Raw genomic sequence first — 12,406 nt, forward strand, 5'->3', positions numbered from 1 at the left:
GGATTCGTAGCGGCCGGGGCCGAGGATTGGTCCGAGAAGAAAACAACTTAAAAAAGATGGATGGCGAGGTGCCCGAGCGGCAGCCCGAGCTGCCACGCCGGCGTCCACACCTTCGGCCCGTCGTCCTCACCGACCAGCGCTCCGCCGCCCGGCACCGCGTTCAGATCGGGCGCGAGCAGCTCGGTCTCCTGCAGCCAGCGCCAGGCCGCTTCGGCCAGCTCCAGGTCGGGCGCGGGCCCGCCGGACTCGACCGCCTCGGCAGCCAGGCCCGCCATGCGCTCGCGCACCCAGTCCTGCCACGGCTGGTCGTAAGCCGTCAGCGACAGCCAGGTCTCCAGCTGGGTGACGACCCGGATGCCGGAGAGCTCGCCGTCGGTGTCGGACAGGAAGATGGTGAGCGCCAGGGCATCGCGCCCGGCGCGGAACTCGAAGGACGTCGGCGGCATGAGATCGCCGGTCCGCAGCAGCTCGTCGGCGATGTACTCGGCGTACAACCACGCCATGGGGACGGTCAGTTCACCGCCGCCGGTGCCGTCGGTGCTCTCTTGACCTCTGTGCAGCATCCCTTCCTGCCTTCCTCCGGTGAGTGCGTCGCCCTACCCCGGGGCGCTGGGCCCCTGCCCAATCCGGAACACGGATGAGGACAGCCGATTACTCAACCGGGGTGTTCAGCAAGGCGCTTTACGGAGGTTTGACTCAGCCGTTGGTTTCACCGCAGGTCGGCCGCGTATCCAGGAAGCACCCGGCGCAGGGCGCGCAGCGCATAGTACGCGCGGGACTTCACCGTACCGGGCGGAATTCCCAGGGTCTGAGCGGCTTCCGCAACACTCGCCCCTTGGAAGTACACCAGCACCAGAACTTCACGGTGCTCCGGAGTGAGTGTCTTCACAGCTTCGCGCACATCGAGCATCTCCGCGGCCCGCTCGGCGTGATCGGAGATGACCCGCGCATTCTCCAGGATCGCGTCGCCGACCTCGGGCGGCCGGGCCTGCCGGGCCCTCCGCGCGTCGATCGCCAGCCGCCGCCCGACCGTCATCAGCCACGGCCGCACGGAGTCGAAGTCGTCGGCGCGCAGAGCCTCGGGATGCTGCCAGGCGCGCACCAGCGTCTCCTGGACGAGGTCCTCGGCTCGCTGCCGGTCGCCGTCGCAGAGCCGGAGCAGGAGCGCGAAGAGGGGCCGGCCGTGCTCGCGCTGCAGCGCTGCGAGCTCGTGCTCGGCGGTCGTCCCGTTCGTGAGGGTGATTCCGGCCGTCATGGCCGTATGGCATCGCAGGCGCCTGTCGGGGGACAGGGCACGCACACGGATCTGCGGCGGACGGTCGATCGCGTCGGCGAACGGTTCGATGAACGGTTCCTTCCGCCTATGGGGCGCGCGCCGGACGGCCTAACGAAAGTGGCCGGATTGTTTGCGGGCGGGTAGGGCTTCGTACCTATTGATGCGTATATACGACCACTAGGGGTGAGCCGATGATCGCACGCAGTCGAGTTGTGGCCCTCGCTGCGACCGCCGTTCTCGCCGCAGGCGCCGCCTGCCAGGCCCACAGCCGGCAGGCCCCGGGACATCCGGGCCCCGCCGCCAAGGAGCCCCGTGGCTTCACGCTCGTGGCTTCCGGCGACGTCCTCCCGCACAGCGCGATCATCGAACGCGCCCGCTTCGACTCGGGCGGCTCCGGGTACGACTTCCGGCCGATGCTCGCCGGCGTCGCACCCGTGGTCTCCCGCGCCGATCTGGCGCTGTGTCACATGGAGACCGTCTACGGCGAGAACGGCGAGTACACCGGCTACCCCCGGTTCAAGTCCCCGCCGGAGGTGGCCAGGGGCCTCGCCGCCACCGGCTACGACGGCTGCTCCACCGCCTCCGAACACAGCCTCGACGACGGCGCCGCGGGCATCCTGCGCACCCTGAACGCCCTCGACCGGGCGAAGGTGCGGCACGCGGGAACGGCGCGCACCGAGGCCGAGGCGCGCACCGTGACCGTGCTGCGCGCGGGGCGGGCCAGGGTCGCTCACCTCGCGTACACCTACGGCGTCAACGGTTTCCCGCTTCCCTCGGGGCAGCCCTGGGCGGTCAACATGACCGACCAGACCAAGATCCTCACGGACGCCCGGGCGGCCCGGAAGGCGGGCGCCGACGTGGTCGTCGTATCGCTGCACTGGGGCACCGAATGGCGGGACGCACCCGACGGCGAGCAGGTGACCCTGTCCCGTGAGCTCACGGCCGCCCGCACCGGCGGCCGTCCCGACATCGACCTGATCCTCGGCACCCACGCCCATGTGCCGCAGGCCTACGAGAAGGTCAACGGCACCTGGGTGGTCTACGGCATGGGCAACCAGATCGCCGGCGCGATGTACAACGACCGGGGCGTGCAGGACCCGCGCGGCAACCAGTCCACCCTCGGCCGCTTCACCTTCAAGCCGCCGGCCCGCAAGGGCGGCCGGTGGGGGGTGTCGAAGGCCGAGTTCGTCCCCCAGCTGTTCGACATCGACGCCGGCCGGGTGATCGACCTCAACCGGGCGCTCGCCAAGGGCGCCGACGTGCGCGGGGTGCGGGACCGGATCCGGGACGTCGTGCTGAGCAGGGGGGCCGGGAAGGACGGGCTGGTGATGGCGGAGTAGGTGGGCGGGGTCAGTCGACGTCGACGTGGTCGAAGGTCCGCACCATCTCCGTCAGCACCCGCACGCACGCCTGCACCTCGGCTTCGGTGAGACTGCCGCCCACCTGCCGGTTGAGGGTGTGCTCCCGGGCGAGGACCGCGGTGATGACGGCACTGCCCTGCTCGGTCAGCCGGATCAGCGACGACCGCTGGTGTGCGGGGTTCGGGATGGGCTCCACCCAGCCGCGGGCCGCCGCGTCGTTGACCATGCGCTGCACGAACTGCCGGCTCAGTGCCTGGTCCCGGCCCATCTGCGGGACCGTCATCGGCCCGTGTTGCCGGAGCAGATTGAGAACCGCGCGTACCCCGGCGGACACCCCCTCCACCGGTTCGCCCTGTTCGACCTTGCGTGCGGCGAACCGGTAGAGGGGGCCCACCAGGTCGAAGACCTCGGTGAGCCGGCGGCCGAGTTCGTCGGGCGGGAGGGGTGCGTCGGCTTGAGTCACGCGTCCATCATGACACCTCGGTTGTCAAAGCCTCGAAAAGATGACACCTTGGTTGTCATGACAGTTGCTTCGGAACTGAGCACCTTCCCGTCCGCCGACGGCGACCTCGCCTACCTCGACACCGGCTCTGGGGACCTGGTCGTCCTCATCCACTCCGGGTATGTGGATCACCGGGTGTGGCACCGCCAGATCCCGGCCCTCGCCACCGGGTACCGGGTGATCGCCCTGGACATACGCGGCCACGGAGCCTCCGCCAACGCGTCCATGCCCTTCCGCTGGGCCGACGACGTGGCCGCCCTGCTGCGCCACCTCGACGCCGGGCCCGCCATCCTCGTCGGCGTCTCGATGGGCGGGCTGGTCGCCACCAACACGGTGCTGGAGTACCCGGAACTCATCCGTGCGGTGGTCACCTGCGGCGCCGCGACCGGAGAGTTCCAGTACACGGACGACTGGACCCGCGCGCTCCAGGCCGAGATGGCGGGCAAGCTGGCCGCCGGGGACGTCGAAGGCTGGCTCGACGCCTTCGTGAAGGTCGTACCCGGTGAGCACCGGAGCCTGGCCGATGTCGACCAGGACATCGTGCGCCTGATGCGGGAGATGGCCGGCCACACGCTCTTGAAGCACACGCCCGGCGAGAAGGACTGGTTCGTGCCCGTGACCGACACCTTCGCCCGGGCACCGGAGATCGCAGTCCCGCTGCTCACCCTCAACGGCGGCCTGGAACCCGCCGACATGCTCGCCGCGGCCGAGCGGCTCGCCGCCACAGCCCGTGACGGCCGCGCGGAAGTGATCGAAGGCGTCGGCCACTACCCGAACCTGGAGAAGCCGGAGATCTTCAACCGGATCCTGTCCGAGTTCCTGAACACCCTCTGACGCGTCGTCACCCGGCGGCGCAGCAACTCGGATCGTTCGTCACCCGCGAGTCCGGCGCGAGCCCCGGCCACACGGCCGCACGCCGCGCCGGATCGTAGTACCGACAGGCGACGACGCTCTCGTCCCGCCGCCCTTCCGACTACGGCACCACCGTCACCGGCCACCGCCCCGCCTTGACCAACCGCACCGCGACGGAACCGACGATCCGGTGCCCCGCCTGTTCCGACGCCCCGACCACCACGGCGTCCGCCTTCAGGTCGTCCGCCGCCTTCACCAGACCGTTGTAGGGGTCGCCGGGGAAGGTGTGGAACTCCCAGCGGACGTCGAATATCCCCTTCACCCGCTCGGTCGCGTCCCTGATCTGGGCGATCAGCTCCTCGGCGATCTCGTCGGTGGTCTCCGCGACCGGCGCCCCGAGGGCCGCGCCGGCCGACATCACCGGCTGCACGTACACGACGGCGAGCAGCGCGCGCTGCCGTCGGGCCAGGCCACCGGCGTACGCCGCCGCGCGGAGCGAGGAGTCGGAGCCGTCCACCCCGACCACGATGACCTTGGGCCCGTCCGTGCCCCGCTCGAACTGGTGCGAGTGCTGTTCCGTCACGGCACGGAGGCTATCGGAAGCCCCTGGTCCCGCCGTCGGGCAGGCCGCTCGACGGGCGAGGAGGCCGCGGGCTTCCTAGAGTCGGAGCATGAGTGCCACCGTGGAGGTCACCCGCGAGAAGGGTGCCACGGGCCCGATACGGTCGCCCCGGAACGGCTTCCTGCACAGGGTGCCGGAGGGATTCGCGATCTTCTTCGGCGCCCTGGGACTGCTCTGCGCCCTACTGGCCGTCATCCCGCCGCTGCGCACCGCGCTGCGCCCCGTCGTCCGAGGCCTCGACCAGATCATCGTCCCCGTCAGCGCCAACCTCGCCTACGTCGTCTTCCTCTTCCTGCTCGCCGCCGCCACGGCCGCCCGCAAGAAGATCGCCTGGTGGCTGGTGGTCGTCTACCTAGGGCTGCTGGTCCTGAGCGACCTGCTCGGCACGGTGTTCGGCGACTACGCCGACTCCGTCCCGTCCCTGATCGTCTGCGCCCTCGCCCTGGGCCTGCTGATCGTCGCCCGCAAGGAGTTCTACGCCGCCTCCCGCCGCGCCGCCGTACGCCGGGCCCTCGGCGTCCTGGTCGTCGGGCTGGCCATCGGGATCCTCATCGGCTGGGGGCTGGTCGAGCTGTTCCCCGGCACGCTGCCGCAGAGCCAGCGGCTGGCGTGGGCCGCCGACCGGGTCTGCGGCGGCCTGGTCTCCGGCGCCTCCTACGACGGACGCCCGCCCCGCCCGCTGTTCTTCGTGCTCGGCCTCTTCGGCGCGCTGGCCCTGCTGAACGCCGCCGCGACCCTGTTCCGCTCGCAGCGCATGGAGGCCGCCCTGCACGACGACGAGGAGGCCCGCATCCGCGCCCTCCTCAAGGCCTACGGCGGTCAGGACTCCCTCGGCTACTTCGCCACCCGGCGCGACAAGGCCGTCGTCTTCTCACCCAGCGGCAAGGCCGCCGTCACCTATCGCGTCGAGGCCGGCGTGTGCCTCGCCAGCGGAGACCCGGTCGGCGACCGGGAGGCCTGGCCGCGCGCCATCGCCGCATGGCTGGACGTGGCCCGCCGGCACGCCTGGGCGCCCGCGGCGATGGGCGCCTCCGAGGACGGCGCCAAGGCCTACGCGCGCGCCGGACTCGGCGCCCTCCAACTCGGCGACGAGGCGATCCTGCAGGTGTCGGACTTCGACCTCGACGGCCGTGATATGCGGGTCACCCGGCAGGCCGTCCACCGGGTCCGCCGCACCGGCGCCCACTGCCGGATCCGCCGCCACTCCACCCTCAGCGAGGCGGAGATGGAGGAGCTGATCGCCAAGGCCGACGCCTGGCGCGACACGGAGACCGAACGCGGCTTCTCCATGGCCCTGGACCGCCTCGGCGACCCGGCCGACGGCGACTGTCTCTTCCTGGAGGCCCTCGGCGAGGACGGCCGGCTGCTCGCGCTGCTGTCCTTCGTGCCCTGGGGCAGGGACGGCATCTCCCTGGATCTGATGCGCCGGGACCGCGGCGCCCCCAACGGCGTCATGGAGTTCATGGTCGCCGACCTGTGCGCGGCGGCACCGAAGATGGGCATCCGCAGGATCTCGCTGAACTTCGCCGTGTTCCGCTCCGTCTTCGAAGAGGGCGCCCGCATCGGCGCCGGACCCGTGCTGCGGCTGTGGCGCCGACTGCTGCTGTTCTTCTCCAAGTGGTGGCAGCTGGAGGCCCTGTACCGCTCCAACGCCAAGTACCAGCCGCAGTGGTTCCCACGCTTCATCTGCTACGGCGAGGCCGCCTCCCTCGCCCGCATCGGCACGGCGTCCGCCATCGCCGAGGGCTTCGTCTCCGTACCGTCGCTGCACCAACTCCGCAGAAAGGGGCACCCGCGAGGGGGACCGCGGCCCGCGACCACCGAAGGACTGCCCTCGCTGGCGGCGCTCGGCCTCGACGGAGGGGACGAGGCCGGGGCGGCCGGGCCGGATGCGGGCCTGCCCGAGCTGGTCCGCATCCGGCACCACACCCTCGACCGGCTGCGCGCCGACGGCGTCGACCCCTACCCGGTCGGCATCCCGGTCCGCACCCACGCCCTGGCCCAGGTCCACAAGGGCGAGCAGGTCACCGTCGCCGGCCGGATCATGCTCGTACGCGACTTCGGCGGCATCGTCTTCGTCGTGCTGCGCGACTGGTCCGGCGACCACCAGCTCGCCCTCACCCGCAAGGACTCCGGCGCCGCCCTCGACCGCTTCACCGCCGACACCGACATCGGCGACCTCATCAGCGCCACCGGCCCGGCCGGCACCAGCGACAAGGGCGAACCGACCGTCTTCGTCACCTCCTGGCAGCTCATCGGCAAGTGCCTGCGCCCGCTGCCCGACAAACGCCGCGGCCTCGCCGACCCCGAGGCCAAGGTCCGCCTGCGCTACCTCGACCTGGTCTCCAGCCCCGCCGCCCGCGACGTGGTCCGGGCCCGCTCCACCGCCATCCAGGCGGTGCGCCAGGGCCTGCTGCAGCGCGGCTTCCTGGAGGTCGAGACGCCCGTGCTGCAGCAGATCCACGGCGGCGCCAACGCCCGCCCCTTCACCACCCACATCAACGCCTACGACCTCGACCTCTATCTGCGCATCGCCCCCGAGCTCTACCTCAAGCGGCTGTGCGTCGGCGGTGTCGAGAAGGTCTTCGAGATGGGCCGCACCTTCCGCAACGAGGGCGTCGACTGCAAGCACAACCCCGAGTTCACGATCCTGGAGGCCTACCAGGCCTACGCCGACTACGACGTCATGCTCGACCTCGTCCGCGAGCTGATCCAGGGCGCCGCCACCGCAGCCTTCGGCTCGCCGGTCGCCCGCAAGGACGGCACGGAGTACGACATCTCGGGGCCGTGGCCGATCAAGACGGTGTACGGCGCGATCTCCGAGGCGCTGGGGGAGGAGATCGACCCCGACACGGAACTGCTCCGGCTGCACCGGTACTGCGACCGCGTGGGAGTGCCGTACACCGCCGACGACGGCCACGGCGACGTCGTCCTGGAGATGTACGAGCGGCTCGTCGAGGAGAAGACCCAGCTGCCGACCTTCTACAAGGACTTCCCGACCGACGTCTCCCCGCTCACCCGGCAGCACCGCACCGACCCGCGTCTCGCCGAGCGCTGGGACCTCGTCGCCTTCGGCACCGAACTCGGCACCGCCTACTCCGAACTCACCGACCCCGTCGAGCAGCGCCGCCGTCTCACCGCCCAGTCCCTGCTCGCCGCCGGGGGAGACCCCGAGGCGATGGAACTCGACGAGGACTTCCTCGACGCCCTCGAATACGCCATGCCGCCCACCGGGGGCCTCGGCATCGGCGTGGACCGACTGGTCATGTTCCTCACCGGCCTGACGATCCGTGAGACCTTGCCGTTCCCCCTGGTCCGCCGCCGCTGACGGCGCCCCGCGGGCCTGAGGGCTGCGCCGGGCGGGTGCTTTCGTACGGCCGTACCGGTGTCGCACTGGTGCGTCGGTCCCTCATCGGGCGACTGATGAGTCATGACGAAGGATCAGGTGCCCCCACGTCTGCTCACGCGGCGCCGCGCGCTGCTGGCCGGTGCCGCCGCCGTCGGAGCCGCCGGCTCGGCCGGACTGTTCGCGACGGTCGCGGGCGACGCCGACAAGCCGGTCCGGGCCGCCGCCCCCGCCGCGGGCGCCCAGGCGCGCCCCGCGCTCAAGCCCTCCAGCTACCGTCTCCAGCCCCTGACGGGGTACGGCCCGCCCAGGGCGGCACCCCGCCGGACCCTCATCCGGCGCGAGCCCCTGCTGCGCGTGTCCGGACGAGGCCGCACCATGGTGCTGACCTTCGACGACGGCCCCGATCCCCGCTACACGCCGCACATCCTGGACACCCTGCGCGAGTACGACGTCCGCGCGATGTTCTTCGTGTGCGGCGAGATGGTCGCCGCGAACGGCGACCTCCTGGCGCGCATGGCCGACGAAGGCCATGTCGTCGGCAACCACACCTGGTCCCACCCACTGCTCACCCGGCTCGGCCGCGGCCGGATCCGCGAGGAGATGGAGCGCACCAGCGACGTCATCGAGGAGACGTACGGCGAGCGCCCCGTCTGGTTCCGTGCCCCCTACGGTGCCTGGAACCGCACCGCCTTCCGGCTCGGCGCCGAGCTGGGCATGGACCCGCTGGCCTGGACCGTCGACACCCTCGACTGGACCGCCCCCGGCACCCGCACGATCATCGACCGGGTCGAGGACGGCGCCGCCCCCGGCGTCGTGGTGCTCTCGCACGACGCCGGGGGCGACCGCTCCCAGAGCGTCCGGGCCCTGCGCGCCTATCTGCCGCAGCTGCTGGACTCCGGGTATTTCGTCACCGTCCCGGAGCGGCACTACGCCTGATGGCTTTCGCCCGCCCGGCGAGGACGCTCAGCGCACCTCGACCAGGCTGGCGAAAGCGACGACGTTCCCGTCGTAGCCGTTCTGCTGGGAGAATCCGCCACCGCAGGTGATGACCCGCAATTCGGCACTTCCCTTCGAGGCGTAGACCCGGTCGCCGGGAAAGTTGTTCTTCTCGAACACCTCGATGCCGTAGATCTCGAAGACAACCGTCTTTCCGTCCTTGCGGACGATCTCGACGCGATTTCCCTTCTGCAGGCCCCCGAGCCCGTAGAACACGGCGGGGCCCTGAGCGTTGTCGACATGGCCGACGACCACCGCGGTGCCCTTCTCGCCCGGAGACACCGAACCGGTGAACCAGCCCGCCAGGTTGGGGTCCTCCGGCGGTGGCGCGCCGACCCAGCCGTCCACGTCCAGCCCGACCGGGATCATTGGCGCGTCGACCTGGATGCCGGGAATCCTGACGCGGTCCGGCAGGGCGTACGGCAGCGACTGCGCCGCCCCGGCGAGAAGGCCCCCGGGCACCCGGGTGTCCGGGGCGGCCGCCGAGGCGGGCTGTGGCGGCCCCTCGTCGAACTCCCCCGAGCCGTTGCGCACGAGCGCGAGGCCGGTCAGCAGAACCAGCGCTATCACACCCCAAGGAGCACGCCTCTTCCGTCGCTCCTCCTCTTCGGCCAGTTCGGCCAGCTCGGACGCAGACATTCCACTACCCCTCTCGACGCGGCCGTCGCCCCGTCATTCGCGCATATGTGAACGCTAAGTCCCGCGTGCGAATGCGGCGACGGGGAAGATACGAACGGGTGGCCCCGCTCCCTTTCGGTGCGCCATCCGAGTTGCCGCCCACAGGAAAATTCTGACGGTGCGTGACCTGCGGCAATTCAGCTTGTGGGGTTATCCGTCGGCGTGTCCTCTCACCAGGACGGACCATCGCCGAAATGCGGCCGGGGGCACGGCATCTGAGGGTCTTTATGGGAGGCGCTTTCTCGCCGATCGACCGGGGACGGTTCCCGGGGCGTCTTCCGCGGAGGATCACATGCGTACCACTCGTGCCATGGCGGCCGCTGCCACCGCGGTAGCCGCTCTCAGCCTTGCCACCCCCGCGGCCGTCGCGCGGGACGGCATGCCCGTCGGACCGAGCAACATCGTCGTCCTGCCCAGCGTCATCGCCCGCGGCGGGCAGATCACCATCACGGTCGACAACTGCCCGCGAGGCGGCACCGCGACCTCGGACGCCTTCCGTCCCACCCAGCTGAGCACGGTGCGTGGGAGCAACACCGCCAGGGGCACCGCCACGGTCAACAGGAACGCGCGGCCGGGTGCCCACAGCGTCACCGTCACCTGCGACTCCAGGACGCTGACCAACCCCACCGCCTTCACCGTCATCGGCGGCGTCCAGGGCGGCATCGGCGGCAGCAGCTCCACCGGGGCGACGCCGACCGACATGGCCATCGGAGGCGGACTCATCACCGTGGCCGTCGTCGGAGGCGGCGTGTTCTGGATGCGGCGCCGCGCGGAGAAGCGGATCTGACCCGGCGGGCCCGTCGGAGCGGGATCGCACGTCCACAGGCCTTCGCCCCGGCCCCCTTGTGGGGATCCGGGGCGAAGGCGTGCCTGTGCCGGTTGTGGGGTTCGGGGTGTTGGCGGGTTGCGGGTTGCGGGCTAAGGCCTTTGCGGGTGCGGGACTTGTGACCATGGCCGGGCGGGGCGCGGGATTGAGGCGTCGGCCTGTGTGGGGTGCGGGGCTTGGGGCGTCGGCCCGTGCGGGTCGCGGGATGGGGGCGCCGGCCTGCAGAGGTTGGGGGTTGGGGCGCCGGCCTGTGGTGGTTGCGGGGGTTTGGGGCAAGCCCTGCGGGGCGGGGATTCAGGGCGAAAGCCTCTGCAGACTGCAGACTGCGGGATTCGGGCGAGGGTCCGACACCCGGCGGTGGTGACGAAGGCCAGGCATCCTGCGGTGGTGTCAGGCGCCGTCCTCGTCCGCGCGGCGTCGGGAGAGGTGGTAGGCCGTTCCGAGTGCGGCCGTGATGAGCGCAGCGCCCAGGGCGACCTCCTTGAGGTCCAGACCGGCGAGCGTGCCGTCCCCGCCCGCGTGCACGCCCTTCTGCGGGTGATCCGGCCGCACCGGTTCGGGCCGGCCGCCCGCGATGGTGAGGTCGACGGTCTGCCAGAACGTGCCGCAGTAGAAGGACACCTCGTACACGGCACCGGGCCTGGCGTCCCGGTCGACCGTGACCCTGGCCGTCGTCCGCCCCCGGGGAATGGTGGTCGTGTCGAAGACCGCCGACGCCACGGTCACGCTCTGCTCGCAGCCGGTCGCGCGCAGCCTGACCTCTCCGCCGGGCGCGACGGTGGTGGGCACGACCCTGGCCCAGAAACCGGAGTTGCCGCCGGTCGCGTGGGCGGCGGGGACGGTCATGGTGAGGGCGCCGAGGCCCAGCAGGGCGGCCGAAGCGACACGTATCGCGCGCATGGTGGGTCCTCCCGGTTCCCCGAGGAGCAGCTGCGGAGCTTCTTCCGCTCGTGCCGGAATGCACCTCGATGAGCGAAACGCTAGGAAAGGAGCGCGCACCCGCGCGATCGCTGTCGTGCGAATGGGGCAACCCGGTGAGCCGCTCGGGGGACGTTCGTACCCGCGACCGGGCGACCAGTGCGGCGTGGCGGCCGCGCCTCGCCCAGTGCCGCTGCCGCCGGTCCGCAGGCCGCCGTCCCCCGGCGCACCGTCAGGTGAGGGGCTGTCAGTCCGTGGCCTGTGGGAAGAGTTCGAGGAACGGTTCCGCAGAGGCCGTGACGCCACGGCTGTACGGCGCGTCGAAGTCCCAGATGAGGAACAGCAGGAAGGCGATCAGCGCGGAGAACAGCCCGGCCAGGACCAGTTCGCGGGGTGTGCGCCGAATCTGCAGCGCGAAGATCATCCCGATGGTGACGACGCCGCCGGCGATCAGCCCGAACCACACCACGCCCGGCATGGTCTCCCCGGTCGAGTTCGCGCGGGCGTTGCGCGCCTGGTCGGCGGCGGTCACCTGGTCGAGGAGCGGCTGGTAGGCCTGCGCCTCGAAGTCCGTCCCGGGCTCGTAGTCGGTGACGTCCTCGCGGACGCGCTGCAGGAGTTCGGTGCCGCGCTCGGTCATCCGGCCGTCGTCGGCCATCGTCTTCCACTCGGTGGTCACGACGTGTCCGACATAGGCGTTGACATCCTCCCGAATGCGGTCGCGGACGTCGGTCGGATAGATCCGCACCCGCTCCGAGATCTCGTGCAGCGCCACGGCCTCCGCCTGGACGTGGTCCTGAGCGGCGCTACGGCCCTCCCACACGCCCGCGATGGCCAGGCCCAGGACGATGGCGTACACCACGCCGATCCACATCGTCATGTACTCGATGACGTCCGGAGTCTCGGAGGGATCCTCGTCGTCCGGCGCCGTGCGGTGCCGGACGAAGGTGATGATGACCACCACGGAGCAGGCGGCCAGCATCGCGAGGGTGAGAACAAGCCATTCCGGCAAGGGGAGCCTCCAGG

12 protein-coding genes are annotated in these 12,406 nt (G+C 71.2%); 5 read left to right on the forward strand and 7 right to left on the reverse strand.

Going from position 1 to position 12,406, the window contains the following annotated elements:
• Positions 1-47: 47 nt before the first annotated feature.
• Both ACWGDB_RS31040 and ACWGDB_RS31045 read right to left on the reverse strand, forming a co-directional pair.
• Positions 48-563 (reverse strand): hypothetical protein, encoded by a 516-nt coding sequence (locus tag ACWGDB_RS31040; protein WP_383599845.1) that lies wholly within the window; start codon positions 561-563, stop codon positions 48-50.
• A 146-nt stretch (positions 564-709) separates the two neighbouring features.
• The gene (locus tag ACWGDB_RS31045; RefSeq protein ID WP_369274950.1) at positions 710-1,255 is read right to left on the reverse strand and encodes a sigma-70 family RNA polymerase sigma factor; all 546 of its coding nucleotides are present in this window, start codon (positions 1,253-1,255) and stop codon (positions 710-712) included.
• A 212-nt stretch (positions 1,256-1,467) separates the two neighbouring features.
• Here ACWGDB_RS31045 and ACWGDB_RS31050 point away from each other — a divergent pair, with 212 nt between their 5' ends.
• Positions 1,468-2,616, forward strand: coding sequence for a CapA family protein (locus ACWGDB_RS31050; protein WP_453825466.1), 1,149 nt, complete (start codon positions 1,468-1,470; stop codon positions 2,614-2,616).
• Between the two features lie 10 nt (positions 2,617-2,626).
• On the opposite strand, the gene ACWGDB_RS31055 is transcribed toward ACWGDB_RS31050, so the two are convergent.
• Positions 2,627-3,100, reverse strand: coding sequence for a MarR family winged helix-turn-helix transcriptional regulator (locus ACWGDB_RS31055; protein WP_453825467.1), 474 nt, complete (start codon positions 3,098-3,100; stop codon positions 2,627-2,629).
• A 57-nt stretch (positions 3,101-3,157) separates the two neighbouring features.
• Between ACWGDB_RS31055 and ACWGDB_RS31060 the strand changes: the two genes are divergently transcribed.
• Entirely contained in the window at positions 3,158-3,973 is an 816-nt protein-coding gene (locus ACWGDB_RS31060) for an alpha/beta fold hydrolase (protein WP_453825468.1), read from the forward strand.
• A gap of 139 nt (positions 3,974-4,112) precedes the next feature.
• On the opposite strand, the gene ACWGDB_RS31065 is transcribed toward ACWGDB_RS31060, so the two are convergent.
• Positions 4,113-4,574, reverse strand: a complete 462-nt coding sequence (locus ACWGDB_RS31065) for a universal stress protein (RefSeq protein ID WP_453825469.1) — start codon at positions 4,572-4,574, stop codon at positions 4,113-4,115.
• Between the two features lie 88 nt (positions 4,575-4,662).
• Between ACWGDB_RS31065 and lysX the strand changes: the two genes are divergently transcribed.
• Both lysX and ACWGDB_RS31075 read left to right on the forward strand, forming a co-directional pair.
• Positions 4,663-7,941, forward strand: a complete 3,279-nt coding sequence (gene lysX / locus ACWGDB_RS31070) for a bifunctional lysylphosphatidylglycerol synthetase/lysine--tRNA ligase LysX (RefSeq protein ID WP_453825470.1) — start codon at positions 4,663-4,665, stop codon at positions 7,939-7,941.
• 102 nt (positions 7,942-8,043) lie between these two features.
• Positions 8,044-8,898 (forward strand): polysaccharide deacetylase family protein, encoded by an 855-nt coding sequence (locus tag ACWGDB_RS31075; RefSeq protein WP_453825471.1) that lies wholly within the window; start codon positions 8,044-8,046, stop codon positions 8,896-8,898.
• Positions 8,899-8,925: 27 nt separating this feature from the next.
• Here the strand turns inward: ACWGDB_RS31075 and ACWGDB_RS31080 are convergent, their stop codons facing one another.
• Positions 8,926-9,597 carry a class F sortase gene (locus ACWGDB_RS31080; protein WP_453825472.1) on the reverse strand — a complete coding sequence of 224 codons (672 nt, stop codon included), beginning with the start codon at positions 9,595-9,597 and terminating at the stop codon, positions 8,926-8,928.
• A 331-nt stretch (positions 9,598-9,928) separates the two neighbouring features.
• On the opposite strand from ACWGDB_RS31080, the gene ACWGDB_RS31085 reads away from it, so the two are divergent.
• Positions 9,929-10,423: a hypothetical protein gene (locus ACWGDB_RS31085; protein ID WP_453825473.1), complete on the forward strand. Its 495-nt coding sequence runs from the start codon at positions 9,929-9,931 to the stop codon at positions 10,421-10,423.
• A 429-nt stretch (positions 10,424-10,852) separates the two neighbouring features.
• Here ACWGDB_RS31085 and ACWGDB_RS31090 read toward each other — a convergent pair whose 3' ends face one another.
• Positions 10,853-11,362: a hypothetical protein gene (locus ACWGDB_RS31090; protein WP_453825474.1), complete on the reverse strand. Its 510-nt coding sequence runs from the start codon at positions 11,360-11,362 to the stop codon at positions 10,853-10,855.
• Between the two features lie 265 nt (positions 11,363-11,627).
• The gene (locus ACWGDB_RS31095) at positions 11,628-12,392 is read right to left on the reverse strand and encodes a bestrophin-like domain (RefSeq protein WP_453825475.1); all 765 of its coding nucleotides are present in this window, start codon (positions 12,390-12,392) and stop codon (positions 11,628-11,630) included.
• Positions 12,393-12,406 lie beyond the last annotated feature (14 nt).

It is taken from the genome of Streptomyces sp. NPDC055013, from assembly GCF_053608645.1.